This is a genomic window from Bacillus hominis (assembly GCF_030348325.1).
Taxonomy (GTDB): domain Bacteria; phylum Bacillota; class Bacilli; order Bacillales; family Bacillaceae_G; genus Bacillus_A; species Bacillus_A hominis.
The window spans coordinates 2,653,812-2,680,354 of record NZ_JAUCFS010000005.1 but is presented as its reverse complement, the minus strand read 5'-3'; the positions used below and the strand labels follow the sequence as shown (position 1 = coordinate 2,680,354).

Sequence of the window (26,543 nt, the reverse complement as noted above, 5' to 3'; positions counted from 1 at the left end):
GGAGGAACAAAACCCCCACTGATTAAAGTTTCACTTTATGTAATGAGTTACAGCGCACCTGGGGCAATCCACATATGTGATGTAAAACCTTTATCAGCTAAAGAAAGTTGGCTAGCATACACTGTTTTCCATGTTTCATAGAATCCTTTATAAAGCTCATGATTTTCAGTGTTTGGCTCAAATGTTTTATCCCACTGTACAAACTGTTCGGCAGTCTCTGCCATAGATTTATATATTCCAGCACCAACTCCAGCAGCGATCGCAGTTCCTAAAGCAGCTGCTTCTTTTACAACGGGTACTTTCACTGGAATTCCAAGAACGTCTGAAAGAATTTGCGGCCAAAGCTTTCCTTTAGCGGCACCGCCAGCAAAGACCACTTCAGAAGGAAAAGTTCCTGTGAGGGCTTCTATTAATCTCAAGTTTCCTAATGTAACGAAGGCTGCATTCTCTTCAATTGCGCGGAACATTTCTTTCTTACCGCATGTTTCAGCATCTAAGCTTAAATTTAAAAAGGATGGAGCAGCATGTCGCCAAGAAATATAATTCATTACGTTTGAGAAAGTAGGGATTATACCGTGTGAGCCGGCAGGTACATCTTTTGCTTGTTCTTCCAGTAATTCATAAGCATCTACACTGAGTTTTTCAGCGAGCTTTTTTTCTTCTTGGCAAAAAGCATCTCGAAACCATCTCATAACAAGGCCAGGGAAAAAAGCGATTGTTTCGTATTGCCATAGGTTAGGAATGACGTGGCAATTTACACGAATCGCCGCATTTGGATCAGTTTCTGGTTTTGTTATATTTACTTCTTGTTGCCAAAAGCTGCCCCCGCATATAAATGTTTGTTCAGGCTTTACAACTCCAGTTCCAAGCGATGCCATTTGTGCATCTCCACCGCCAGCAACGACCGGTGTTCCTTCATGTAATCCTGTTAATTCAGAACTTCGTTTTGTGATATTCCCGATAACTGTACCAGCTTCATTTACTTTTGGAGAAAAGGCTAGAGTAAGACCGCATTGCTCAGCAACCCAGTTATCCCAAGCTCTATTTTGTAAATCGAATATACCGGACGTACATCCATTTGAAGAATCAATTTGCAGTACACCACACAATTTATATAAAATCCAATCGTTTAACATCGTGAAAGAATGAATATTGCTGTATACATCTGGCTCATGCTCTTTTATCCAAAGCAAGCGAGGTAAAGCACCTAACGAAAATGTTTGACCTGACTTTTTATATAACTCTTCTTCAAGTTGTGACCGGATTCGTTTTAGTTCACTAACTTCAGCTGATGCTCGGCCATCAACATTTGCACAAGCCCATATTTCTTGCCCATTTTTATCGTATAAAACAAATCCTTCGCGCATGCTTGTTGCACTTATGCCTTTAATAGAAGAGGGGGATGTATTACTTTTTTGAAGAACATCTCTTGTACATTCTTGAACGAGTTTCCAGTTTTTCTGCACATCAAAATTCATAGAACCAGGGTACCGGCTATCTGATTTATGAACCCATTCTTTTTGACTGACTGCAAGTTGATTCCCTTGTAAATCAAAAAGGACTGCTCGAATACTTCCTGTACCAGCGTCGTAAGCTAATAGAGTAGACATTAAGAGTCACCTTCCTTTCTTAATAAGGAGAGGGCAGTATGTTCATCGGTAATTAATGTATGAATGAATGTTCCTTTTAAGGCACCATAAATTGCATCTATCTTTTCCGTACCGCCAGCTACACCAACGACATGTTTCATATTTTGAAGAACAGAGAGTGGTGTGCCGATAAGACGATCATGATGAGGAAGTTCTAATTGTTTTCCATCAGTATTATAAAATTGCCCTAAAATATCTCCGGCCCCGTTTTGACTACGTATATAAGTCATTTCACGTAGTGTTAATTTTTCTTCTTTCACAATTGTGGCGTCTTGAGATAAGCTTCCAATGCCAACTACTGCTGTATGGGCAAGTGAAGCGACGTGAAGCATATCTTTCACGCTCGGCTCTGATAGAATACTTTGTGCCATTTTGTTAGTGGATGCTAGAAAAGGGGTAGGAATGATGTGAAGATCTCCTTGCATGTAGTTCAAGTAGTTTTGTTTTCTCGGAATATAGTGGTTAACACCGCCTGTAAGGGTAACGATTGAAAGATTCATAGAAGTTTCAAAATGAATGTTTTCTAACATTTTACTTATCGTTTCGCCCCAGCCAATGCCGAGTAAATCACCTTGTTGCAGATGAGTTTCTAAATATTGTGCAGCGGCTTTTCCGAGTGATGATGTATAATTTTCAGTTGGCGTTGGAATAACGAAAGCATCTTTTAGATGGAATTTTTTCATAAGGTCACGTTCGATGTTTAAACAGTGTAAACCAGTACCTTTTACGTGAAATGTGACGACACCTTCCGTTCGTGCTTTATCTAACAATCGAACGACTTTATTTCTTGAAATGTGAAGAAGTGAAGCGATTTCTTGCTGGGTTAATTGATCTTTATAATAGTACCAAGCTACTTTTATTAACAAATTGTCTTCAAAGTTCAGCTGTGACATACTCGTCATCCCTTTCAACAATTGACCACTGCTTAAACATATGTGTTCGTTATTTTGTTTATTCCAGTTGAACCAATCGGGCGTTTACGGGCAGCAGGGCTCCCACCTAACTTCTTTGCTCAAGCCGAATTTTGAGATGGGAGTCTTATTGCCCGCAAATAGCGGGATAAATAGTCCAGTGAAAAAAGTGTTCTAGATATGAAAAAAGAAATATACAATGCTACAAAATAAGTAGAGCCAAACGCTATTCAAGGGTATGACTATGAGGCAGAAGGAAACGGTATTATCGTACTTCCTGAACGAGTTGTATTTACGAAGGATAACATGGATAAGTATAATTTCTAGTCGAGATTTAACGGGGATTTGTCATTTATTGTCGGCAAGTCGATATCCCTTGTCGAATCGCTGGCAGATTGAAAAAATCTCCGTTATAACTTTAGTCACTATATTTCTTCGTCAGACATAATAAAAACGTCCGAATATATCGGACGTTTTTATTATGTCGTTTGTTTAATCTATTCATTAATTGTGAACAGCTTCTTTTTCATTTAACCCAAGTGTGCGTCCTGTTGCAGCGTGAAGCTCTTGGAACAGTCTTGGATTTTCCGTTAGTGATACGCCATAAGAAGGGATCATTTCTTTTATTTTTGGCTCCCATGCTAGTATACGTTCTGGGAAGCATTTTTCTAATACTTCAAGCATAACGTGAACCGCAGTAGAAGCACCTGGAGAAGCGCCAAGTAACGCAGCGATTGATCCGTCAGATGCACTAACAACTTCTGTACCAAATTGAAGTGTTCCTTTACCACCTGCATCAGTATCTTTAATTACTTGCACACGTTGTCCAGCAACGACAATATCCCAATCTTCACTTTTAGCGTTCGGAATAAATTCACGTAATTCTTCCATACGCTTTTCGTGTGATAACATAACTTGTTGGATTAAGTATTTTGTTAATCCCATTTCTTTTACACCAGCTGCTAACATCGTTAAGACGTTATTCGGTTTTACAGAACCAATTAAATCAAGGTTTGAGCCAGTTTTTAAGAATTTAGGTGAGAAGCCTGCAAATGGTCCAAACAGTAAAGCTTTTTTGTTGTCTATATATCTTGTATCAAGGTGAGGTACAGACATTGGCGGAGCACCAACTTTAGCTTTTCCGTATACTTTTGCATGATGCTGCTCTACAACTTTTTGGTTTTTACATACCATAAATAGTCCACTTACTGGGAATCCTCCAATATGTTTTGATTCAGGAATACCAGTCTTCTGAAGTAGAGGTAGACTACCGCCACCGCCGCCGATAAAGACGAACTTTGCAGTATGGTGTTCGATTTTACCACTATTCATATCGTGTACTTTCACTTCCCACAAACCGTTCTTCGCACGTTTAATATTTTCAACACTGTGTTTGTAGTTTAGTTCGACATTTTTAGTTTTTAAGTAATCAAACAACATGCGTGTTAACGCACCAAAGTTAACATCTGTTCCAGAATCAATTTTCGTTGCAGCCATCGGTTCATTAGAGGTACGGCCTTCCATAATGAGTGGAAGCCATTTTTTTAATGTATCAGGAGCATCAGAAAATTCCATTCCTTGGAATAGAGCATTTTTTGAAAGCGCTTCAAAACGATTTTTTAGAAACTCCACATTTTTTTCTCCTTGCACCAAACTCATATGAGGTAGTGGCATAATAAAATCTTGTGGATTACGAATTAAGTTTCTCTTTACAAGATACGCCCAAAATTGTCTTGAAAGTTGAAATTGCTCATTTACTTTTACAGCTTTACCAATATCTATAGACCCGTCAGATTTTTCGGATGTATAGTTAAGCTCACATAGCGCAGAATGTCCTGTACCAGCATTATTCCATTCGTTAGAACTTTCTTCTCCGGCATTAGCGAGTTTTTCAAATACTTTAATTTCCCATTCAGGTGCCAATTCTTTAAGTAATGATCCTAACGTGGCGCTCATAATTCCAGCACCAATTAAGATAACGTCTGTTTTTTGCTGCATGTTGCTCATGATAATCTCTCCATCCCCTATATTGGCAAAAAAGAGTAGGTGTTTTTATATCTAAGCCGTAAAAAGAAAACACCGCCTAGGCCCCACCTAGGTATTTACCTTTTTTGTCTCAATTATATAACCATCTCATAGTCTATTATAATAATTAATAGACTAAAATATCTAGTGTTATCTGATAATTTTAAACTATTTAACGCTTTATTTCATAGAATTCTTCTGTCATAAGGGTAAAAGCATAGTAATAAAGCGGATTTTGGAGAAGAATTCCAGTTTGATGTTATCCCAAAAAAACTTCTATTTTTATGTTTTATCTTTGGAAATTAGTAAAATTCTATTTTTGAAACATTTAATTTGAAAAAATAGAGTAAATAACAAACAAATGATAAGATTATTCTGAAAATAAAACAGGAGGGATACCAATGCTTACACGAGAACAAATCGCAAACTTATTTCGAAATTTTTCTGTGAATGAATGTAAAGGATCAAGTGATTTATACGAATATTTATCAATAAAAATTTCTGAAGATGAGGAAGTTCTTACGTTAGCTTCCTATGCACAACCTGGTCAACCAATCCCAAACTTATTATTAGGTGCAGTCCATTATTTATTGTTAAAAGGAAAAGAACACAGTTTAAAAAGGTATTATTATAGTTTAGTTGAAAATGCTGATACAAATTTTGAAAATGCCTTTCATCAATTTAAAGATTTTTGCCATGAATATCGAGAAGAAATTATCTCTTTATTACAAACAAAACTCGTTCAAACTAATGAAGTAAGGCGATGTGCCTATTTATATCCAAGTTTCTGTTACATATTTAATAAAGTGAACAAACCGTTAGCGTTAATAGAAATTGGTACAAGTGCGGGATTACAACTGTTTTGGGATCAATATCGTTATTCATATGGAACGGAAGAGGTATTTGGAAACACACAGTCTAATGTTCATTTACAATCAGTAATAAAAGGGGAAAAGAAGCCATCCTTTTTAAAACAAAGTCCACCTGTCGTAGAAAGAATCGGACTAGATTTACATGTGAACGATTTAAATGATGAAGAAGATTATTTATGGTTACGCGCGCTTATTTGGCCAGAACATAAAGAAAGACTTGAATTATTCGATCAAGCAGCGACGCTTGTAAAAGAAAAATCAGTAAGATTAATAGAAGGGGAGGGTGTAGCGCTTCTTCCGGCCATTGCAAATCAAATAAGGGAAGATGCTGTAATCTGTATTTTTCATACACATGTAGCAAATCAAATACCTGAAAATGTAAAACATACGTTAGAAAAACAAATTAAAGAAATTGGTGCAAAACGTGATGTATTCCACCTATATAACAACATGTGGGACCGGGACCTTCATATTGATTATTATATTAACGGAAACGAATATTGTGAAACTGTTGGGGAAATGGAAGGGCATGGGAGATGGTTTAGTTGGGGATTGGGGGATAAGACTGTGTGTCAAATCTAAAAAATATATGTGAAGTAATGAAAAAGGGTAATTGGATTTTTATGGACAGATAAAATAACAAAAAATCGTGAATGTACATCCTGTTAAATTGTTCGATTAATCATTTAAGCCTCCTCTCTTTGTTGCATAATAAAATATCAATCTTTCTATTCGTAATTAGGGAAAAGTTAAATAATAATGAGCCCTGTTTGTTTACAGGGCTTCTAACAGTATTCGTCAAAAAATGACCGGTTTGACTAGTTATTTGAAGAATAGAACTAATTGCAGGGAAACGTTAGTGGTAAATTTATTTAAGCAGATAAAGGGAGATTTCGAACAAAAATATTATTTAGACATGTTAGAAAAGCGAAAACTAACTCCTATTTTTCTACAGAGCATTTTAAGGAGAGGATGAGCTATAGTGAAGGTGAAATTTTGTTTTAATTTTACTGATGGAGTTGTAAGTCAACATTTTAGACACAAACAAGTTAAATCTAAGTTAATTTAGAAAAACAGATTTTTGCTTAAATTGCAATAGTAGAGAAAGCAGGCTCTACTAGAATTTGTATTATATTTGTGAATAACTCTTTGTTTTTACGACAATGTCTTTTTTTTGCTTCGCTTTGCATTGGTAATGTGAACTTTTCACTATTTCAAGTGCTTGGCACATTGTATGGGCAGAGAGTATTTTTGAAAATTGATAAATAGATGCAATACTGTATCATTTATTTTTCGCTAGTATGGCCATTGCTTTTTTTAAAATCTTATTTTCTTCTTCCAAGCGAAGTATTTCTGATTGCATTCGTTTCAAATCTTCTAAAGTCATTTCTACCTCGTCAATCGTTGTGATAGGAGAATATTTTTTAATCCACTTATAGATCGTTACTTCCGATACATTATACTCGCTGCTTAGTTCTTTCACAGAACGGTTTGAATAATAGAATTCAACAATCATCTTTTTGAATTCTAGATTGAATTTTTTATTTTTCATACGGACACTTCCTCCTTGAAATTCAGTGTAAGGATTTAACTAAGCTGTGTACATATGAGACTATACTAACTCCAATAAATTTAAATGCGATAATATATTGTATGGTTAATTTAACCAAAAGTAACTTAAAATCAAATAAAAATTGGTTCTGTTGAAAAGTTTTAACTCTTTGTAACCAAGCTCCTAAACTGGGACATACTAAACTAAAAATGAAGTTATACCTACTGATGAAGATAGCTACTGGGAAGCTTTCGATTTGTTCGGTTCGGAATGTGTATGTAGATTATTAGGGGCACCATTATATGAAGATCTTCCAGAAGATTTGGTATGCCCAACTTGTTCTAAAGAGATGAATTATATTGCTACAATTACACAAGATATTAAAGAACGAGAACTTATTTCAGTAGTTGATTTTCTGTTCGGGGAAATGCATATCTATTATGACATATGTAAAGATTGCTCTGTCATGAAAACTGAAATACAAAGTACATAATGAAAATAAGACTGACTCATTCTGTCAGTCTTATTTTTGCATCGTAACATCATTAAGAATCGCATGAAATATATCTTTTTGCGTGAAATTATCTGTAAAAACAGTTTCTCTAGCAACTTCAATGGTATCGTGAGGATTATACCATTTTTGTAATGAATCCTCACCAAATTCATGCCGTTTTTCTCTTGTATTATGCCGTCTAATTGTTTCCTCTAATGATAAATCGAAGTAGTATGTATACGCGTTTTCGTCAAAATAATGAATTAGTTCTTCCAGCATATCACCGTATCTACTACAGTTTAAAATACCTTCTAAAATAACAAATTCACATTTTCCTTTTCCGTACTTCGTAATTTCAAATAGTAAATCATGAGATAAGTTACCCATTGTATCGTGCACCCTTAGCATATCTCTACGCACAACGTCTTGAGAGACTAGCAGTGTACCTTGCCCGAAATGTTCTTGCAGTTCTTTTGCGATTGTTGTTTTGCCACTTGCGGAGTTTCCTCGAAGAATGATTAAAGTCGATTTCAAATTCTCATCTCCAAATTGTATTAGTTTTTTAATCGCTCTATGTGGGACAATCTCTTAGTTGGTTAAGTAATAGTTTATGGTATTTGTTCTAAGCTGAACAGTTAAATAATTCTTGCATAGAAGCCTTATTGATAAATAATATAAGTAGAAGTAGTTCACAATTGTATTGGTCTGTATGTTGTTTTGAAATTTTTTACAATTATACAAAATAAAGTGTATAATCAATGTGATGAAAAATAAATGGGGGATGAAGCAGGTGGAAGATACATTAAAAAAAACACAACCTATATGGAAACGGACATGGTTTCGCTATTTAGGGGCATTTTTAATTGTTCAATTACTATTTATTATTTGTGAAGTTACTACATGGGCACCAAACTTTAGACCTGGTGGAGAATTTTTTAATAGAATATTAAACTCTCGATTTTTCACGGAATGGTTCGCGCCATATCAAATCCCGCAATTTAATGTATTTACAGTGTTTTTTGCGATAACATTACTACCAAATGCGTTAATAGGAGCAATTAAAGATTTAAACTTAAGAAAAAATATAAATAATTTATAAGAGGTACCACATGCTATTTCAAAAAGAAAATGTATCGGTTAGGTATGTAATAGAAAACGATGCGCCTATCATTTCAAAATGGTTAACAGATCCAAAAGTTTTACAGTATTACGAAGGAAGAGCTAATCCGCAGTCTGTAGAAAAGGTACTCGATCATTTTATATATAATCCAAATAGTAATGAAAAAAGATGTTTAGTAGAGTTCAATGAAATACCGATCGGTTACATACAAATGTATCCTGTTGATGCTGAATGGAAAGCTTTATATGGATATGAAGAATCAAAAAATATATGGGGTATGGACCAATTCATCGGTGAACCGATCTTTTGGGGAAAAGGAATTGGTACAAAACTTGTTCAAGCAGCAAGCACATACATTATAGAGAGCTTAGGAGCAGAAGCGATAGCGATGGATCCTAGAGTAAATAATGAGCGTGCGATAAGCTGTTATGAAAAATGCGGATTTAAAAAAGTGAAGATTTTAAAGGAACATGAGTTACATGAGGGGAAATTAGAAGATTGTTGGATGATGGAATATAAACAATTCTAATGAATATGCAAGGGGCTTATACAAACAAAGGGAGCTGTGTGAAATGAAAAAAGCATTAATAGTTATTGATGTGCAAGTGGGTATGTATACAGCAGGAATCCCAGTACATAATGGGGAAAAGTTTTTAGAAACGTTGCAAGAACTTATTGGGGAATGTCGTTCGAATGGTATTCCGGTTATTTATGTACAACATAACGGGCCAAAAGATCATCCCTTAGAAAAAGGGACAGATGGTTGGAAAGTACATACGGCGATTGCCCCGCAAGAGGGTGATAATATCGTTGAAAAGACGACTCCGGATTCATTCAATAAGACAAACTTAAACGATGTTTTACAAGAAAAAGGCATTGAGCACGTTATTATTTCAGGAATGCAAACTGAGTACTGTGTTGATACGACAACGCGAAGAGCGTTTAGTGAAGGATATAAAGTAACATTAGTGAGTGATGCGCATAGTACGTTTGATACAGATGTGTTACGTGCTGAAGATATTGTGAAGCATCATAACGTAGTGTTTGGAGCGTTTGCTGATGTTGTGACGTTAAAAGATTTGAAAGTGGCTGCCTCTAAATAAGAGGCAGTTTTTTATTTGAAGATAACGTATCAAATATTGTCGGTAGGTCTATGTAATTTCATGTACCGAAATGACAGTACAGAAAAAGGAGCCCACACGATTAAAAAGGGAGCTCCTTCATCAAAATGTTACTTCTTCTTATCTTTATCCAACACATTCTGTTCTTCAGCAAACTCCGTACCATATGCAAAACGGCGATTAATATGAATATTATCGTTGTGATGTCTTGTGTGTGAGTTAGAGAAGCGATGTACAATTACTTCTGATAATGTGAAGACAATCGCTGAAAGGATACTTCCCCATGCAATTTGCATGTAGTTGTCTAATAAAATATTACCGAAAATCCAAACGCTTAAATACGCTAATAAGAAATCTGTCATAATGGCACCAGTATTGCCAATGCGATTTAAAATAATTTTATCAACGAACATATAAGATACGATTGTCACAAAAAGACTGAATGAAATAATTTGGACGAACGTTGCAGGGAAAAATAAAGCTAGTCCGATACTAAATGCGATAATGCACGATATGAATTTGATAAGTACTACAGTAAAACCATTCAATAGTTACACCTCCGATTTATACATAGTTTTGCAATAAATTCAGGAGTTCATACATTGGAACTATTTAATTTAGATAAAAATTTATCACGTCGAAATTTTATCTAAATATTAAAAAAACAACCAAAAAATGTTATAGTGAAATGAGAGCGTATGACATTTTTAGGTAAGGGGGAATCCGGGATGTGGATTACTTCAGAAGTAGAAATTCCAGATGAGTTAATCGATCACCTTGAACAAGGGAAGTTAGTATTATTCGTTGGAGCAGGAGTTTCTATGAAGGGGAAATCAAACTTACCGAATTTCGATGATTTAGTTGATGAAATTTCGAAAGCTTTATATGTCGAAAAGCGTGAGATGACAGAACCCCACGATTATTATCTCGGTAAAATTGCGAAAACGAAAGATGTGCATCAAGTTGCAAGAGACCTTGTTAATATAGAAAAATCAAAACCAAATCCATTACACTATGCGATTCCAAGGCTGTTTCCGTTAGATACGGATGTTCGAATTGTAACGACAAACTTTGATCAACATTTTACGTCTGTAATTACAGAAATGAATAGAGAGCTGAATATTTATTATGCACCTGCGTTACCGACAGGGAGAGCGTTTAAAGGGTTGGCTTACATACATGGGAATATAGAGCAAGAGAAAGAAGCGTTAATTTTAACGGATGGTGATTTTGGAAGGGCTTACTTAACGGAAGGATGGGCGAGACGATTTTTAGTTGATTTATTTTCAAATTACACTGTTTTATTCGTTGGGTATAGTCATAATGATCCTGTAATGAAGTATTTAGCAACAGGCTTACCACCGAGTACAAGGCGTTATGCTTTCGTCGCACAAGGTGATAATACATATCATTGGGAACATTTAGGGATACGACCGATTGTGTATCCGAATAAAGCAAATAATCATCAGGCACTTGTGAAAGCGGTGAAGCGGTGGGCGGAATTAATGGGGGATAATTATATTACGAAAAGAATGCGTATTCGTGATATTGTAACCGTTCCTCCATCAGTAGAGCAGGAGCAATTATCCTATATAAAACAATCAATAAAAAAAATAGAAACCGTTCGGTACTTTGTTGAATTTGCTCGTGATTACGAATGGGTGGAATGGCTTGAAGCAGAGGGGAAACTAAGAAATTTATTTCTGCTTACAGCAAATTATGATGAAGTAGATGAATTGCTTGCGGAATGGTTAGTGGAGCAATTTCTATTTAGTCATCAAAAAGAACTATTTCAATTGATTTTTAAAAATCATTCTAAAATATCCCCGTTATTGTGGCGAACAATTTGTACTTATTTGAACGAAACGAAGGAAACGATGGATCCTTTGTTATTTGCAAAATGGACATTGCTTGTATTAGAAACGGCAGAAAAAGATAGTAGCTCTATAGAAAAGATTTCTTACTTACTGCAAAAATGTTCTTTTCCTGAGCATAAAGAAATTGGCTTGTTGTTGTTAACGTTTATTTTAGACGGGAAACTTAAATTAAAACGTGTAAGAAGATGGGGAAATGATACGCAAGAATCCATAGAACTTGAGGAATCGAGTCGTTTGCCGGTGCCTATTTTTTCTCATGTAGAGCGAATTTGGAAAGAGAAAATGAGACCACATATTTCATACTATGCTGCTCCTATTATGGTAATGGGATTAGAAAAGATACAACTATTGTCATTAAGACAAAGTGTACTAAAAAAAAGAGATAGAGAAATTTCAGAGCAAGAGTTACAGCAAAATGATTTTACGTTTTTAATTCAAATTGTAAAAGAGTGTCTTACATATTTATGTGAAAACAATGAGAAAAAAGCGAATTATTATATTACAGAAATGATAGAAACAGATAGTGTACTTCAAAAGCGAATTGCGATTGAAGCAATGAGTAAAAATGTATTCGTTACTGTGGACGATAAAATGAAGTGGTTGTTGTATGAAGGTCTTCTTTTAGACTTCACATATAAACATGAAGTTTTTCAAATTTTAAAGGGTTACTACGCAAATGCTTTAGAAGAAACAAAAGAAGAAATTATTCAAACTGTAATAAAGCACCTTGCAGAGGAAAGGGCGTTTGATGCTTGTCTCGTTTTAGATTTATTATTTGCATGTGATTCGAATAGTCGATGTACGATAGAAGGATATGAATTAATGAAACAGAAGCATCCTCATTTTTCTTCTGATCGATACAGTGTTCCAAAGAAAGAATCTATTGAACAAAGTATTACGTGTAATGTAACAGCTGATGGATTACTGCAGCTGAAAGACGATGAAATAATGAAGCAAGTGCAGCAATTTTCTCAAGATGGTGTTTTTGAACAACGCCATTTTTTAGAAATGTTATCAAAAGCATGTAAATTGAATGTAGAGTGGAGTATTTCGTTTGCATACCAACTAATTGGCGTGCACGAAATAAGTAATGAAGTTTGGTTTGTTTGTATTAGAGAGTGGCGAAATAACAGAAATTTGACAGATGAGCAAATCCAAAAGATTATTCCGTTATTGCAAAAGTTTGTTAGAAATACTGCTTTTCATTGGTTAATTAGTAGTTTTCTTTATGAAATTAGTAATCGATTAGAAGAGCTAGAGGAGAATAGTATACGTGTTGTAAAACGATTTGCATTTTCCGTATTTCCACAAGTAATGAGAGGGGAAACGGATTTTAAGATTGGAAAACAAGAATTTTACAATGAATCTATCCAGCATCCTGTTGGGAAAATGACTGCTGTATTACTAAAACTGTTAGCATATGATCATTTATACGATCGCAACGTGTATGAATATTTATTTTTATTTGAGGAACAGGTAAGAGTTACTTCGGAAAGAACGAACTTTATGTTTGCGCGTTTAACAGCAGATATTACGTTTTTATACCATATTGAGAAGCAATGGTGTCGAAAAAATGTATTACCTTACTTGGATTTAAAGAAAGAAAGTGAGTTTACGAAATATGCATGGGCGGGATTATGTAATACGCAAATTAATGTGCCTTTATTTACAGAGATAAAGCGATATATTAAGTATGCGGTAGAACATTTAGATGCACTACATCCATATACGAGAGAAGCATTTTTAAAATGGCTTAGCTTTGTATTTATTAAATGCGTATTATATTGGGAGCAAAAAACAGATTGGTTATACCCACTTTTGATGCAAGAAAACGAAGAGAATAAAATTAAATTTATGCAGTATTTATGCTACTACGTAAAAACGTTAAGTGGTAAGGAACAACAAAAATTTTGGACAGCGTGGCTTAGTGTGTTTTTAAGAGAACGTCCGAAAATGGGCGTAATATCAACGAGAGAATATATGATGCTTTTACGTATTGTTTTATGCATGGATGAGGTTTTAGAAAAAGGACTAAATATTATTTCGAGTAAATTTCAAGGTGTGGAAGGACAATGTAATCAAGAAGAAATGAAACAATTATTTATCGAGATACTTGAAAAGAAAGAGCGTATGAAAGCGTATAAAGAATTGTATGCAAATGTGTTTTTTACTTTACTTCAGACGTGTCAAGAAGCCGATTTACTTGAAAGTGAGATCATACAAATAAAAGAACTATTAACCACGTATGGGTTAGAAAGACATGTATTAAATTTAATAGAAAATGAGATGATTCGCATCGGAATTGTAACGGAGAATTTACAAGAGGAATCATAGGGCAAAAATGGAATTTTAAAAAATGAATAAAAAGTTGTTGACAGTGTTTTGAAAAGCGTTCTATAATACGAATCATACTTATTCAATTTCAAAAACATTTGAATAAACAAAGTGCAATGAAGAGATCACAGTAGTGGTTAATCTTACTGTAACAGAGAGCTGGTGGTTGGTGTGAACCAGTACAGGGATAATCATGAATTACAGTCTTGGAGCATCTTTTTCGTAGTAAAGATAGTATTGTCTTTATGAAGAAAGAGCGGTCAAATGATCGTTAACAGTGAAGAGAGGTAGACGGAAAGTTAGTCTACAACTAGGGTGGTACCGCGATAAATATCGTCCCTACTGATTTATTCAGTAGGGACTTTTTGTATTTTAATGGTCCAACTTGAAAATAAAATATATATGCGTTGAAAGGAAAAGGAGTAGTTGTTGTTTCCCTGTAACAGAGAGCTGGTGGTTGGTGCGAACCAGTACAAAAACAAGAGCGAATTACAGTCCTGGAGCATCTTTTTCGTAGTAAAGATAGTATTGTCTTTATGAAGGGGAAGACGGTCGCATTGATCGTTAACAATGAAGAGAGGTAGACGAAATAAGTCTACAACTAGGGTGGTACCGCGATAAATATCGTCCCTACTGATTGGATCAGTAGGGATTTTTTGTACAAAAAATGTGGGTTTTTAACTAGTAGATAGTGTCTTTATGGTAATTATTAGTTTAAAATAAGAAGAGGTATCGATTCCACTTTAAATTTGTATAATTTATCAGTTCAGAAAATAGAGAATTTTCCATTCTCTTACTATACTTTTAAAACATTAGAGGAGGATTTCCAAATGGCAAATCATGAATTAGATCAATTACGTAAACAGGTAGATGAAATTAACTTACAACTATTACACCTTTTAAACAAACGTGGTGAAATCGTTCAAAAAATTGGGGAGCAAAAACAAGTACAAGGTACGAAACGTTTTGATCCAGTACGTGAGCGTGAAGTGCTTGATATGATCGCAGAAAATAACGAAGGACCATTCGAAACGTCAACGGTTCAACATATTTTCAAAACGATTTTCAAAGCAAGCTTAGAATTACAAGAAGATGATAACCGTAAAGCGTTACTAGTATCACGTAAAAAGAAAAAAGAAAATACAATCGTTAATGTGAAAGGCGAATTGATTGGAAACGGAACACAAACGTTCATTATGGGACCTTGTGCGGTAGAAAGCTTAGAGCAAGTTCGCCAAGTAGGGCAAGCGATGAAAGATCAAGGGCTTAAATTAATGCGCGGTGGTGCTTTCAAACCGAGAACATCTCCATACGATTTCCAAGGTTTAGGAGTAGAAGGTTTACAAATTTTACGCCAAGTGGCAGATGAGTTCGACTTAGCGATTATTAGTGAAATTTTAAATCCAAACGATGTGGAAATGGCATTAGAATACGTTGATGTAATTCAAGTTGGAGCGCGTAACATGCAAAACTTCGATTTACTACGAGCTGTAGGTAAAGTTAACAAGCCAGTATTATTAAAACGTGGTTTAGCAGCAACAATTGATGAGTTCATCAATGCAGCGGAATACATTATTGCGCAAGGAAATGACCAAATTATTCTATGTGAGCGCGGTATTCGCACATACGAAAGAGCGACACGTAACACATTAGACATTTCAGCAGTACCGATTTTAAAGAAAGAAACACATTTACCAGTTATCGTTGACGTAACACATTCAACAGGACGTAGAGATCTATTATTACCAACAGCGAAAGCGGCACTAGCAATTGGTGCGGATGCAGTAATGGCGGAAGTTCATCCAGACCCAGCAGTTGCATTATCAGATTCTGCACAACAAATGGATATTCCAGAATTCCATAGATTCATGGATGAGTTAAAAGGTTTCAAAAATAAATTATCTTAATTCCATATCATATATGCGCTGAAGAGGAAACAGTAGTGCTTATCTCACTGTTAAAGAGAGCTGATGGCCGGTGTGAATCAGTACAAAGGTAAGCATGAATTACAGCCTTGGAGCATCTTTCCCGCCAACTTTTGGAGGGAAAGACGGTCAAACGATCGTTAAAGAAGAAGAGAGGTAGACGAAAGTTGTCTACAACTAGGGTGGTACCGCGATAAATATCGTCCCTACTGAGCGCTCAGTAGGGACTTTTTTGTACAAAAAAATAGTAAAGGGGCAAGAGAAATGAGATACATTACAGCTGGAGAATCACATGGTCCGCAGTTAACCGTTATTTTAGAAGGTGTACCAGCAGGTTTAACACTTACGGCGGAACATATTAATAAAGAATTATTAAGAAGACAAAAAGGGCATGGACGCGGAAGACGCATGCAAATTGAAACTGATACAGTTGAAATTGTAAGTGGTGTTCGTCACGGGATGACACTTGGCTCGCCGATTACGTTAATCGTAAAAAATGATGATTTCAAACATTGGACGAAAGTAATGGGTGCAGACCCGATTTCGGAGCAAGAAAGTAAAGAAATGAAACGTACAATTACAAAACCACGTCCAGGACATGCGGATTTAAACGGAGCAATTAAATACGGTCATCGTGATATAAGAAACGTATTAGAGCGCTCTTCTGCAAGGGAAACGACAGTTAGAGTTGCGGCTGGTGCAGTTGCGAAACAAATTTTGAAAGAGTTAGGTGTGGAAATTGCAGGGCATGTTCTTGAAATTGGTGGGGTGCAAGCGAAGCGTATTTCAAACTTACCAATTGAAGAAATTAAAACGATTACTGAAAACTCACCAGTTCGATGTTTAGATAAAGAAGTAGAACAAGAAATGATGGATGCGATTGATGATGCGAAAAGTAGCGGAGATTCAATCGGTGGTATTGTTGAGGTAATTGCAGAAGGTATGCCAATTGGAGTGGGTAGCTACGTTCATTACGACCGTAAATTAGATGCAAAACTTGCCGGAGCTATTATGAGCGTGAATGCATTTAAAGGTGCTGAAATCGGAATTGGTTTTGAAGCGGCAAGACAGCCTGGAAGTAAAGTGCACGATGAAATTATGTGGGATGAAGAAAAAGGCTACACAAGAAAAACAAATAATGCCGGCGGTTTAGAAGGCGGTATGACAACAGGTATGCCAATTGTCGTAAGAGGCGTAATGAAGCCAATTCCTACATTATATAAACCGTTAGCAAGCGTAGATATTGATACGAAAGAAGCGTTCCAAGCGAGTATTGAGAGATCTGATAGCTGTGCAGTACCAGCAGCAGGTGTTGTAGCTGAAGCTGTCGTTGCATGGGAACTTGCAGATGCACTAGTTGAACAATTCGGAAAAGATCGCATGGAATTACTAAAGCAAAACATTTCGCAACATAACAAATACGCAAAAGAATTTTAAAAAAGGTGGGTTTAACATGCAAGTAAAAGATCAACTATCATCATTACAACCATATAAACCAGGTAAATCACCAGAGCAAATGAAAGAAGTATACGGGGACCATTCATTTGTTAAGTTAGCATCAAATGAAAATCCATTTGGCTGTTCACCTCGTGTTTTAGGAGAATTACAAAAATCGTGGCAAGAACATGCATTGTACCCAGATGGCGGAGCTACAACGCTCCGTCAAACGATTGCAGAGAAATTACAAGTGCAAATGGAACAAGTACTTTGTGGTAGTGGGCTCGATGAAGTTATTCAAATTATAAGCCGTGCAGTGCTCTGTAAAGGAGATAATATCGTAACTGCTGGCGTGACATTTCCTCAGTACCGTCATCATGCGGTTATTGAAGGATGTGAAGTGAAAGAAGTTCCTTTAAATAACGGTGTATATGACTTAGATAGAATTTCTTCAGCGATTGATGAACATACAAAAATCGTTTGGATTTGTAACCCGAATAATCCGACAGGCACATATGTTGATGAGCGAAAATTAAATCAATTTATTGAGGGAGTTAGTGAAAAGACGTTAATTGTCATTGACGAAGCATACTATGAATACGTAACCGCGAAAGATTTCCCAGAGACAGTACAGCTTCTAGAAAAACATAAAAACCTTCTTATATTAAGAACGTTTTCTAAAGCGTACGGTTTAGCATCATTTCGCGTTGGGTATGCGATTGGACAAGTAGAATTAATCGAGAAATTAAATGTCGTTCGTTTGCCGTTTAACGTGTCTTCATTAGCACAAAAAGCCGCAACGATTGCCTTTAGTGATGAAGCGTTTATTGAAGAAATAGTACGTGTTAACGAAGAGGGATTACAACAGTACGAAAGTTTTTGTACAGAAAATGAAATCCCGTTTTATCCGTCGCAAACGAACTTTATCTTCTTACCAGTAGATGATGCTGGGGAAATTTATGAAGCTTGTGCGCACGCGGGGTTTATTATTCGTCCGTTTCCAAATGGCGTCCGTATTACAATCGGAACTAGGGAACAAAATGAGGGAGTGATTTCAGTGTTAAAACAACACTTTGAAAATAAAAAAAGTAAGTCTCGAGATGAGACAAATGTGTAAAAAGGTAGTATTAATTGGAACAGGATTAATAGGAGGCTCACTTGCATTAGCGATAAAAAAAGAGCACGATGTAACGATTACTGGCTATGACATATTTAAAGAGCAAGTAGAGCGCGCAAAAGAATTACATGTAGTTGATGAAGTAGCAGTAGATTTACAGAGTGCATGTGAGGAGGCACATTTAATTATTTTTGCCTCTCCAGTTGAAGAAACGAAAAAGTTATTACACAAACTTGCATCATTTCATTTACGAGAAGATGTTATTGTTACCGATGTAGGAAGTACGAAAGGGACAATTATGAATGAAGCAGAAGCTTTATTATCAAAGAAAGTTTCTTTTATCGGTGGACATCCAATGGCAGGTTCTCATAAAACTGGCGTTGAAAGTGCAAAGGCGCACCTTTTCGAAAACGCATTTTACATTTTAACGCCAATGAATCACGTGCCAACGGATCAAGTAGATGAGCTAAAAGAGTGGTTAAAAGGAACAGGCTCGCATTTTCTCGTTTTAAATACAAAAGAACACGATTATGTAACAGGAATTGTTAGTCATTTTCCGCATCTTATCGCCGCAGGATTAGTAAAACAAGTTGAGAAACATGCCGGGGATAATCCGCTTATTCATCAACTAGCGGCAGGCGGATTTAAAGATATAACACGCATTGCATCAAGTAGTCCGAAAATGTGGAGTGATATCGTAAAGCAAAATCGCGGGCATTTATTGGAACTATTAGAAGAATGGATCTCAGAAATGGAAGAGTTATATAAGACTGTTTCTAAAGGAGATGCAGGTGAAATACAAAACTATTTTGCTGACGCAAAAGAATACCGTGATTCTTTACCAGTGCGAAAGAGGGGGGCAATTCCTGCCTATCACGACTTATACGTCGATGTTTTAGATAAAGTAGGGGCTTTAGCTCATATTACGAGTATTTTAGCAGAAGAAGAAATTAGCATTACAAACTTGCAAATATTAGAAGCGCGTGAAGGACTGCTTGGGGTATTACGTATTAGCTTCCAAAGGGAAGAAGATCGTATGAAAGCAAAGCTAGCGCTTGGAGAAGAAGAATACCAAACTTATGAAACAATTTAAATGAGAAGGTGAAAAACGTGAAAGAAAGAACAATACAACCTGTCAATAACGGATTGAATGGCAATATTACAATCCCAGGTGATAAATCCATTTCACACCGTGCTGTTATGTTCGGTTCGATTGCAGAAGGGAAAACAACAATTAAAGGTTTCTTGCCCGGTGCAGACTGTTTAAGTACGATTTCATGTTTTAAAGAAATGGGAGTAGAAATTACGCAAAACGATGATGAGGTTACTGTAGTTGGTAAAGGATTAGAAGGTTTACAAGAACCGAAAGCTGTATTAGATGTTGGTAATTCTGGTACAACGATCCGATTAATGTCAGGAATACTTGCAAACACACCATTTTTCTCTTGCGTACAAGGTGATGAATCTATCGCAAAAAGACCGATGAAGCGTGTAACAAACCCATTAAAACAAATGGGTGCAAACATTGATGGCCGAGAAGAAGGAACATTTACACCGCTAACAATACGTGGCGGAGATTTAAAAGCAATTGAATATATTTCTCCTGTTGCAAGTGCACAAGTAAAGTCAGCTATTTTACTTGCGGGTCTTCGTGCAGAAGGTGTAACAGCTGTTACAGAACCACATATTTCACGCGATCACACGGAAAGAATGCTTGAAGCATTTGGTGTTAAGGTAACTCGCGAAGGAAAAACAGTGAAATTAGCAGGTGGACAAAAGTTAACAGCAACAGACGTTCAAGTGCCAGGTGACGTATCATCAGCAGCATTTTTCTTAGTAGCAGGAGCAATTATTCCAAATAGTAAACTAGTATTACAAAATGTAGGAATGAATCCAACTCGTACAGGTATTATTGATGTTTTAGAGAAAATGGGTGCTACGTTCACTGTAGAACCAATTCATGAAGGTGCATCAGAACCAGCTGCAAACATTACGATCGAAACATCTTCATTAAAAGGAATTGAAATTGGTGGAGATATTATCCCAAGATTAATCGATGAAATTCCAGTTATTGCTTTAGCGGCAACGCAAGCAGAAGGAATTACAGTTATTAAAGATGCGCACGAATTAAAAGTAAAAGAAACAAACCGTATTGATACAGTCGTTGCGGAGTTAACGAAACTAGGAGCTCGCATAGAAGCAACTGATGACGGCATGATCATATACGGAAAATCAGCTCTAAAAGGCCATACAGTAAATAGTTACGGTGATCACCGCATCGGAATGATGCTTGCGATTGCTGGCTGTATAGCAGAAGGAAAAACAACAATTGAAGATGCAGAAGCAGTAGGAGTATCATATCCTACGTTCTTCGAAGAACTTCAAAAGTTAGCTAAATAGTAGGATGAAAAGCAGGTATGTAATGTATCTGCTTTTTTATGTTAGATAGTTGTTAAATCGATATATTTTGTTGAAACGTCAATGTAATTTCACTTACCGAACTACAATAGTAAGAATTATGATACAATTCAAACAAGGAATGGAGGAGAATTATATGACCGTCATACAATTAAAAGAAGATAAGTTCAGAGAAGCATTACGTTTATCAGAATACGCTTTTCAATATAAAGTAAATGAGGAACGATTGCAGCAGCAACTTACTCGAATGAAAGAAATTCATGAAATATACGGCATTATGGAAGGGAAAGATTTAGCGGCAAAACTGCACCTTATTCCTTTTCATATTTACATAGGCAAAGACAAATTTAAAATGGGTGGCGTTGCAGGGGTAGCGACCTATCCAGAATATAGAAGAAGTGGGTATGTAAAAGAGTTACTTCAGCATTCACTGCAAACTATGAAAAGAGATGGATATAGTGTATCGATGTTACATCCATTTGCCGTTTCATTTTACCGCAAATATGGCTGGGAGCTTTGTGCAAATCGCCTTGTATGTCATATGGAGAAGAGCGATTTAATTATGAAAAAACAAGTAAATGGTACTGTGAAACGTTTTAATAAAGAAAACCATCCAGAAGACGTAGAGAAGCTATATGAAACATTTGCAGAACGATTTTCTGGTATGTTAGTTCGCGGACGTAAATGGTGGCTACAAGCGGTGTATCATGATTTAACATTGGCAGTTTACTATGATGAAAATAAAAATGCGACAGGTTACATTTTATATAAAATAGAGGATTCTAAAATGACGGTAGAAGAATTTGTTCCACTGCATAATGAAGCGAGAAATGGCCTATGGAACTTTATTTGCCAGCATGATTCTATGCTTAAAGAACTTGAAATGATATTAAGTGAAAAAGAACCGTTGTTATATACATTGCAAGAACCGCGAGTGAAGGCAGAACTGAAACCATATTTTATGGGTAGAATTGTAGATGTGAAGCAGTTCTTAAATCAATATGAGTTTAATTGGAACAGTGCGCAGCAAGAAGTGATCTTACAAATTACAGATTCATTTGCACCTTGGAATAACGTAACTGTGAAACTTGCAAATCATGAAGTAACAATTATAAACGAAGAGACATTGCATAAAGGAATTAGACTAGATATCAATGCGTTATCTACAATAATGTTTGGCTACAAACGTCCGTTAGAGCTAAAAGAACTTGAATTAATTAGCGGAAGCGAAGAGGAAATACGAGTATTTGAGAATTTAGTACCGGTACGAGAAGCATTCATTTATGATTTCTTTTAATTCACATATATGAAATTGAGCTGTCCAAAATAAAATTTTGGGATGGCTTCCTCTTATTTTGTCAGTTTTTGTCGGTAAGTCGATATATCTTAAAAATCGCTGATGTAATTTCATTCACAAGCATGGGCTATAAAAATTCTGTATTACTTTGTCACGCACTTGACTTTTAATCCGTGTAATTTATAATTAAAAACGGAATGAATTTTCATTCCTGGAAATTGAGGTGAGCAAAATGGCTAAAAATAAACAAGAGGATATTTTTGATGCTGCTATAAAACTTTTCGCAGAGCGTGGTTACGATGGTACGACAATTCCGATGATTGCTGAAAAAGCAAATGTTGGCGCTGGTACTATTTATCGCTATTTTGAAAATAAAGAGGCACTCGTTAACTCACTATTTTCAAAGAGCATGTTGCAATTATCTGAAATACTAAAAACTGATTTTCCTGTTGAAGCAAATATTCGTGAACAGTTTAGTCATATTTATAACCGTTTATTTGAATTTGCGAGAAACAATGTGGATGCTTTTCTTTTTACAAATTCTCACTGTGATAGTTATTTTCTTGATGAACAGAGTAACAAAATATTTGACGATTTTATAGGCTTCTTTATGAATATTATAGAAGATGGAATCGCAAAAGGTTTGCTCCGTCCATTGCCTCCAGTTGCTTTAATTATTATTGTATATCAACCGCTAGAAAAATTAACTAAAGTAATGGCAACAGGGCAATTAGAATACTCAAAAGAATTAGTAAAAGAATTGGAAGAAAGCTCTTGGAATGCTATTAGAATCATTTGATTCTATAGCTCTATAAGGACAGGAATGAACATTCATTCCGAAATAGATATATCAAATGAGAACAGGAGATGATATATCCGTACAACTAAAGGAATGAATATTCATTCCGATAGAGGTAGGTAAATAGATTTAAAAATAATTTAATAGAATAATAGGAATGAACGTTCATTCCGAATGCAACATGAAATTCTAAAAGTAGGAGATGATTCATATGAGCAAATTAAAAAGTTGGAGAAGTTTATCTTTTCTATTATGGGTAGTTATTACTATTACAATGGTCGTAACGATGCCTAATATGGATAAGTTAGTGAAAGAAAAAGGGCAAATTACGATTCCTAATACAGAACAAAGTAGTATTGCTGACAAGATGATAAAAGAGATGGATAAAGAAGGTGTTGAAAAGTACGAAATTATAGCCGTTTTTAATAGTGGTAATAAAGCAGCTTTAACTACTGAGCAAAAAGAGGAAATAACAAAAACGATCAATGCGTTACAAAGTGAAAAAGAGCAATTAGGAATTAAGGAAGTTGTTTCACATTTAGATAATAAAGACTTGGAAAAACAGTTAATTTCTAAAGACAATACGACTATTTTAACGCAAATATCGGTAGATAAAAAACATGGTGAAATATCAAAAGTTGCAGAGGAGCTACATAAAAAAGTTAAACCGAAAGGGGTAAAAACATACTTAACAGGAAGTGACTTAATCGGAGATGATTTTCTTAAATCCTCTCAAGAGGGAGTGCAAAAGACAGAAGTTATTTCAATCATTTTCATTCTTGTAGTATTAATCATTGTATTTCGTTCACCAATTGTTCCGATCGTTTCACTTCTTACAGTTGGGGTATCGTACTTAGTTTCAATGGGAATTATTGCTCATTTGGTTGATCAATTTAATTTTCCATTTTCAAACTTTACACAAGTGTTTGTAGTTGTCGTCCTGTTTGGAGTAGGAACAGACTATAACATTTTATTATATACGAGATATAAAGAAGAATTAAGTAAACAAGAAAATGCGTATTTAGCTACGAAAGAAACATTTAAATCAGCAGGTAAAACCGTTTTATATAGCGGAATTGCAGTACTAATCGGTTTTGCATCTCTTGCATTAGCGAGTTTTAAATTATATCAATCTACTTCAGCGGTAGCAATTGGTGTCGCAGTATTACTACTCGTATTAACAACTTTAAATCCATTTTTCATGGTGCTATTAGGAAAAGGAATGTTTTATCCAGTTAAAACATTTAAAGGACATGAGGATAGTCGTTTATGGGGATTCTTTGCGAAAAACTCGGTAGCAAGACCATTTGTTGCTTTAATTATTGTGTTTGTGATATCGATTCCTTTCGTATTAAAATATTCTAACACGCATAATTACAATGATTTATTTGAAGTAGATAATAAGTATGAATCAAAAATGGGGATTAATGTAATAGAAGAGCATTTCCCGCCTGGTTTCTCTTCACCGGGTACGCTAGTTATTCAATCTGACAAAAAGCTAGATGAAGCGACTTCTCTACAAACTTTAGATGAACTAACTGAAAAACTTTCGAAAGTTAAAGGGGTTTCAGAAGTATATTCACCGACGCGTCCAACTGGAGATAAGATTAAAGAATTATATATAAATAAACAAGCCGGAGAATTGAATACAGGCTTAGGAGATGCAAATGGTGGTATAAAAGAAATTAATGACGGATTAACTGATGCGAAAGACAAAATGGGTGGTAATGACTCAAATAGTCTCGCAAATGTTCAAAAGTTAATTGATGGAACAAATGAGGCGAAAAATGGCGTAACAGCATTAGGAACAGCTTTAAATCAATTATCGAATGGAATAAACAATGGGGCACAAGGGGCGAAGCAAATAGAGGATGGGCTAGCATCATTAAACGGAAATATCAATGCCCTTTCAAATGCAACTTCTCAGCTTCATGCTGGGTATACTCAGTTAGAAAAAGGTTTAAGTTCGTACGATCAATATTTCGGAAGTATTTCTCAAGCGATTGATGGTGCGAAAAAAGGATATGAACAAATTGAAACGTTAATGAACAATTTCATTCAAACAAAACCAGAATTAGCAAATGATCCTAATGTGCAGCAAACATTAGGAATTACAAAAGAAGCTCAGAAGCAATTAAGTGTCCTTTCAAATGAATTAAATCAATTAGCGACGCAGCACAAAGCAGCGATGATTTCATTTAAAGAAGCGAATCAATCGTTACTGAAAGTAGATAGTGGTTTAAAAGAAATGAACAGTGGCGTTACGCAATTACAAAAAGGGGCAACCGAGCTGAAAAACGGCTTGAACGAAGGAGCTACAGGTTCAAAACAAATTGCGAACAAATCAGGTGAGTTACAATCTGGACTAACGAAAATAAATGATGGGCAAGGTCAATTATTAACTGGACTGAAAGATTTGCAAGAAAAGATGGGGCAATTACAATCAGGCTTATCTAAAAGTACAGAAGGTTTAGGAAAAGTAAGTAACGGTCTAGGGGACGCTCAAAAATATTTAGGTGAGCTGAATGAATCGAAAAGCTCAGAGAAGTTTTATATTCCAAAAGAAGTTTTGGAGGGAGAAGACTTCCAACAAGCATTGAATACGTATATGTCACATGATAGAGAAACTGCTAAAATGACAATCATTTTAGACGTAAACCCGTATTCAAAAGAAGCGATGCCTATTATTCAAGAAATTAATAAAACGATAGACGGTACGTTAAATGGTACAGAATTAAAATCGGCGAAAAAAGCAATTGGCGGAACAACAGCTAGAAACGTTGATTTAAAAGAAGTAACCGGGCAAGATTTCTTACGTACAGCTACGATTATGTTAATTGGAATTGCGATTGTATTAATAGTGATTACCCGTTCATTATTAAACTCAATATTTATTATTGGATCATTAATATTAGCGTACTTCGCATCACTTGGTATAAGTGAACAAATTAGTGCGCATATATTACATGTAGAATCATTAAGCTGGAATGTTCCATTCTTTAGCTTCATTATGATTGTCGCTTTAGGAGTGGATTATAGCATCTTCGTAATGATGCGATACAATGAGATAGAAGGGGATTCAGTAACGAAAATTGTAAATGCATCTCGTCATATAGGAGGAGTCGTATTATCAGCGGCACTTATTTTAGGTGGGACATTTGCAGCATTAATTCCTTCAGGTGTATTAACGCTAATACAAGTAGCATTAGTTGTTGGCATTGCCCTTATATTATTAGCTTTAATTGTTATGCCAATATTATTACCAGCTTTAATAGGGTTAACGAGTAAAATACAAAGTTATAAAAAGAAAATAATTGATAAGAAGTAATAAAAAAACTGTAGAGAGTGTGTTCTCTACAGTTTTTTATTGAAAACAGAGTGAAGAACGTTTGCGAATAAACGAAAAAAATACTTTCTAATATATGGTGAAATATAGTTAGGGAAATACGGAAAATATTCACGCCCTTTTTTGTAGTAGGAGGGATTTATGGGTAACAAACAAATCATTCGTTTATGGTATGTTAAGTTTTGGTGGGGCAATTATATTCTTGAGGTTGTGTGAATATCTTTTTGATATGAATTTGTATAGCGAAATC

General features: G+C 35.5%; 18 protein-coding genes, 3 pseudogenes and 3 other annotated features. Of the genes and pseudogenes, 15 read left to right on the top strand and 6 right to left on the bottom strand.

What is annotated here, in order from left to right:
• Positions 1 to 47 precede the first annotated feature (47 nt).
• Together lsrK and QUF93_RS16415 are read right to left on the bottom strand one after the other, a co-directional pair.
• A complete protein-coding gene (lsrK, locus tag QUF93_RS16420; protein WP_289359478.1) occupies positions 48 to 1,610 on the bottom strand; it encodes an autoinducer-2 kinase in 1,563 nt (520 codons plus the stop codon).
• Positions 1,610 to 2,542 carry a sugar-binding transcriptional regulator gene (locus QUF93_RS16415; protein ID WP_289359477.1) on the bottom strand — a complete coding sequence of 311 codons (933 nt, stop codon included), beginning with the start codon at positions 2,540 to 2,542 and terminating at the stop codon, positions 1,610 to 1,612. Before QUF93_RS16415 ends, lsrK begins: the two co-directional genes overlap by 1 nt.
• A gap of 231 nt (positions 2,543 to 2,773) precedes the next feature.
• On the opposite strand from QUF93_RS16415, the pseudogene QUF93_RS16410 reads away from it, so the two are divergent.
• A pseudogene (locus QUF93_RS16410) lies at positions 2,774 to 2,887 on the top strand (autoinducer 2 ABC transporter substrate-binding protein LsrB); the annotation flags it as partial.
• A gap of 177 nt (positions 2,888 to 3,064) precedes the next feature.
• Here the strand turns inward: QUF93_RS16410 and QUF93_RS16405 are convergent.
• Positions 3,065 to 4,567: a malate:quinone oxidoreductase gene (locus QUF93_RS16405; RefSeq protein WP_289359476.1), complete on the bottom strand. Its 1,503-nt coding sequence runs from the start codon at positions 4,565 to 4,567 to the stop codon at positions 3,065 to 3,067.
• 419 nt (positions 4,568 to 4,986) lie between these two features.
• Between QUF93_RS16405 and QUF93_RS16400 the strand changes: the two genes are divergently transcribed.
• Positions 4,987 to 6,039, top strand: a complete 1,053-nt coding sequence (locus QUF93_RS16400) for a DUF2332 domain-containing protein (protein ID WP_289359475.1) — start codon at positions 4,987 to 4,989, stop codon at positions 6,037 to 6,039.
• 539 nt (positions 6,040 to 6,578) lie between these two features.
• Here the strand turns inward: QUF93_RS16400 and QUF93_RS16395 are convergent.
• Positions 6,579 to 7,009: pseudogene (locus QUF93_RS16395) on the bottom strand (transposase); the annotation flags it as partial.
• A 205-nt stretch (positions 7,010 to 7,214) separates the two neighbouring features.
• Here QUF93_RS16395 and QUF93_RS16390 point away from each other — a divergent pair.
• Positions 7,215 to 7,502, top strand: a pseudogene (locus tag QUF93_RS16390) (hypothetical protein); the annotation flags it as partial.
• A gap of 30 nt (positions 7,503 to 7,532) precedes the next feature.
• On the opposite strand, the gene QUF93_RS16385 reads toward QUF93_RS16390, so the two are convergent.
• Positions 7,533 to 8,036, bottom strand: coding sequence for a kinase (locus tag QUF93_RS16385; RefSeq protein WP_289359474.1), 504 nt, complete (start codon positions 8,034 to 8,036; stop codon positions 7,533 to 7,535).
• A 256-nt stretch (positions 8,037 to 8,292) separates the two neighbouring features.
• Here QUF93_RS16385 and QUF93_RS16380 point away from each other — a divergent pair, with 256 nt between their 5' ends.
• The 3 genes from QUF93_RS16380 to QUF93_RS16370 are packed head-to-tail and all read left to right on the top strand — an operon-like array spanning position 8,293 to position 9,725.
• The gene (locus QUF93_RS16380; protein WP_289359473.1) at positions 8,293 to 8,601 is read left to right on the top strand and encodes a YfzA family protein; all 309 of its coding nucleotides are present in this window, start codon (positions 8,293 to 8,295) and stop codon (positions 8,599 to 8,601) included.
• Positions 8,602 to 8,611: 10 nt separating this feature from the next.
• Positions 8,612 to 9,151, top strand: a complete 540-nt coding sequence (locus tag QUF93_RS16375; RefSeq protein ID WP_289359471.1) for a GNAT family N-acetyltransferase — start codon at positions 8,612 to 8,614, stop codon at positions 9,149 to 9,151.
• A 43-nt stretch (positions 9,152 to 9,194) separates the two neighbouring features.
• On the top strand, positions 9,195 to 9,725 hold the full coding sequence (locus QUF93_RS16370) for a cysteine hydrolase family protein (protein ID WP_289359470.1): 531 nt from the start codon (positions 9,195 to 9,197) through the stop codon (positions 9,723 to 9,725).
• Between the two features lie 128 nt (positions 9,726 to 9,853).
• On the opposite strand, the gene QUF93_RS16365 is transcribed toward QUF93_RS16370, so the two are convergent.
• Positions 9,854 to 10,291, bottom strand: coding sequence for a YndM family protein (locus QUF93_RS16365; protein WP_001013100.1), 438 nt, complete (start codon positions 10,289 to 10,291; stop codon positions 9,854 to 9,856).
• A gap of 150 nt (positions 10,292 to 10,441) precedes the next feature.
• On the opposite strand from QUF93_RS16365, the gene QUF93_RS16360 reads away from it, so the two are divergent.
• The 9 genes from QUF93_RS16360 to QUF93_RS16320 all read left to right on the top strand — a co-directional run bounded on the left by QUF93_RS16360 (position 10,442) and on the right by QUF93_RS16320 (position 26,275).
• Positions 10,442 to 13,954, top strand: coding sequence for a DUF4020 domain-containing protein (locus tag QUF93_RS16360; protein ID WP_289359469.1), 3,513 nt, complete (start codon positions 10,442 to 10,444; stop codon positions 13,952 to 13,954).
• 107 nt (positions 13,955 to 14,061) lie between these two features.
• Positions 14,062 to 14,298, top strand: a binding site (T-box leader).
• A gap of 54 nt (positions 14,299 to 14,352) precedes the next feature.
• Positions 14,353 to 14,589, top strand: a binding site (T-box leader).
• A 195-nt stretch (positions 14,590 to 14,784) separates the two neighbouring features.
• Positions 14,785 to 15,861: a bifunctional 3-deoxy-7-phosphoheptulonate synthase/chorismate mutase gene (locus QUF93_RS16355; RefSeq protein WP_002120208.1), complete on the top strand. Its 1,077-nt coding sequence runs from the start codon at positions 14,785 to 14,787 to the stop codon at positions 15,859 to 15,861.
• A gap of 9 nt (positions 15,862 to 15,870) precedes the next feature.
• Positions 15,871 to 16,090 (top strand) — a binding site (T-box leader).
• Positions 16,091 to 16,143: 53 nt separating this feature from the next.
• On the top strand, positions 16,144 to 17,316 hold the full coding sequence (gene aroC / locus QUF93_RS16350; protein WP_212935403.1) for a chorismate synthase: 1,173 nt from the start codon (positions 16,144 to 16,146) through the stop codon (positions 17,314 to 17,316).
• A 16-nt stretch (positions 17,317 to 17,332) separates the two neighbouring features.
• Positions 17,333 to 18,433 carry a histidinol-phosphate transaminase gene (gene hisC, locus QUF93_RS16345; protein WP_289359468.1) on the top strand — a complete coding sequence of 367 codons (1,101 nt, stop codon included), beginning with the start codon at positions 17,333 to 17,335 and terminating at the stop codon, positions 18,431 to 18,433.
• The gene (tyrA, locus tag QUF93_RS16340; protein WP_289359467.1) at positions 18,426 to 19,526 is read left to right on the top strand and encodes a prephenate dehydrogenase; all 1,101 of its coding nucleotides are present in this window, start codon (positions 18,426 to 18,428) and stop codon (positions 19,524 to 19,526) included. Before hisC ends, tyrA begins: the two co-directional genes overlap by 8 nt.
• Positions 19,527 to 19,543: 17 nt before the next feature.
• The gene (gene aroA, locus QUF93_RS16335) at positions 19,544 to 20,833 is read left to right on the top strand and encodes a 3-phosphoshikimate 1-carboxyvinyltransferase (protein WP_289359466.1); all 1,290 of its coding nucleotides are present in this window, start codon (positions 19,544 to 19,546) and stop codon (positions 20,831 to 20,833) included.
• A 139-nt stretch (positions 20,834 to 20,972) separates the two neighbouring features.
• On the top strand, positions 20,973 to 22,148 hold the full coding sequence (locus QUF93_RS16330; protein ID WP_289360989.1) for a GNAT family N-acetyltransferase: 1,176 nt from the start codon (positions 20,973 to 20,975) through the stop codon (positions 22,146 to 22,148).
• Positions 22,149 to 22,380: 232 nt separating this feature from the next.
• Positions 22,381 to 22,947, top strand: coding sequence for a TetR/AcrR family transcriptional regulator (locus QUF93_RS16325; RefSeq protein ID WP_002110452.1), 567 nt, complete (start codon positions 22,381 to 22,383; stop codon positions 22,945 to 22,947).
• Positions 22,948 to 23,158: 211 nt separating this feature from the next.
• Positions 23,159 to 26,275, top strand: coding sequence for an MMPL family transporter (locus QUF93_RS16320; RefSeq protein WP_289359465.1), 3,117 nt, complete (start codon positions 23,159 to 23,161; stop codon positions 26,273 to 26,275).
• Positions 26,276 to 26,543 lie beyond the last annotated feature (268 nt).

What these genes read in the sequence shown, in the direction of transcription:
- lsrK (WP_289359478.1), bottom strand. Translation starts at nt 1,610, where the DNA reads ATGTCTACTCTATTAGCTTACGACGCTGGTACAGGAAGTATTCGAGCA.
- QUF93_RS16415 (WP_289359477.1), bottom strand. Translation starts at nt 2,542, where the DNA reads ATGTCACAGCTGAACTTTGAAGACAATTTGTTAATAAAAGTAGCTTGG.
- QUF93_RS16405 (WP_289359476.1), bottom strand. Translation starts at nt 4,567, where the DNA reads ATGAGCAACATGCAGCAAAAAACAGACGTTATCTTAATTGGTGCTGGA.
- QUF93_RS16400 (WP_289359475.1), top strand. Translation starts at nt 4,987, where the DNA reads ATGCTTACACGAGAACAAATCGCAAACTTATTTCGAAATTTTTCTGTG.
- QUF93_RS16375 (WP_289359471.1), top strand. Translation starts at nt 8,612, where the DNA reads ATGCTATTTCAAAAAGAAAATGTATCGGTTAGGTATGTAATAGAAAAC.
- QUF93_RS16370 (WP_289359470.1), top strand. Translation starts at nt 9,195, where the DNA reads ATGAAAAAAGCATTAATAGTTATTGATGTGCAAGTGGGTATGTATACA.
- QUF93_RS16360 (WP_289359469.1), top strand. Translation starts at nt 10,442, where the DNA reads ATGACATTTTTAGGTAAGGGGGAATCCGGGATGTGGATTACTTCAGAA.
- QUF93_RS16355 (WP_002120208.1), top strand. Translation starts at nt 14,785, where the DNA reads ATGGCAAATCATGAATTAGATCAATTACGTAAACAGGTAGATGAAATT.
- aroC (WP_212935403.1), top strand. Translation starts at nt 16,144, where the DNA reads ATGAGATACATTACAGCTGGAGAATCACATGGTCCGCAGTTAACCGTT.
- hisC (WP_289359468.1), top strand. Translation starts at nt 17,333, where the DNA reads ATGCAAGTAAAAGATCAACTATCATCATTACAACCATATAAACCAGGT.
- tyrA (WP_289359467.1), top strand. Translation starts at nt 18,426, where the DNA reads ATGTGTAAAAAGGTAGTATTAATTGGAACAGGATTAATAGGAGGCTCA.
- QUF93_RS16330 (WP_289360989.1), top strand. Translation starts at nt 20,973, where the DNA reads ATGGAGGAGAATTATATGACCGTCATACAATTAAAAGAAGATAAGTTC.
- QUF93_RS16325 (WP_002110452.1), top strand. Translation starts at nt 22,381, where the DNA reads ATGGCTAAAAATAAACAAGAGGATATTTTTGATGCTGCTATAAAACTT.
- QUF93_RS16320 (WP_289359465.1), top strand. Translation starts at nt 23,159, where the DNA reads ATGAGCAAATTAAAAAGTTGGAGAAGTTTATCTTTTCTATTATGGGTA.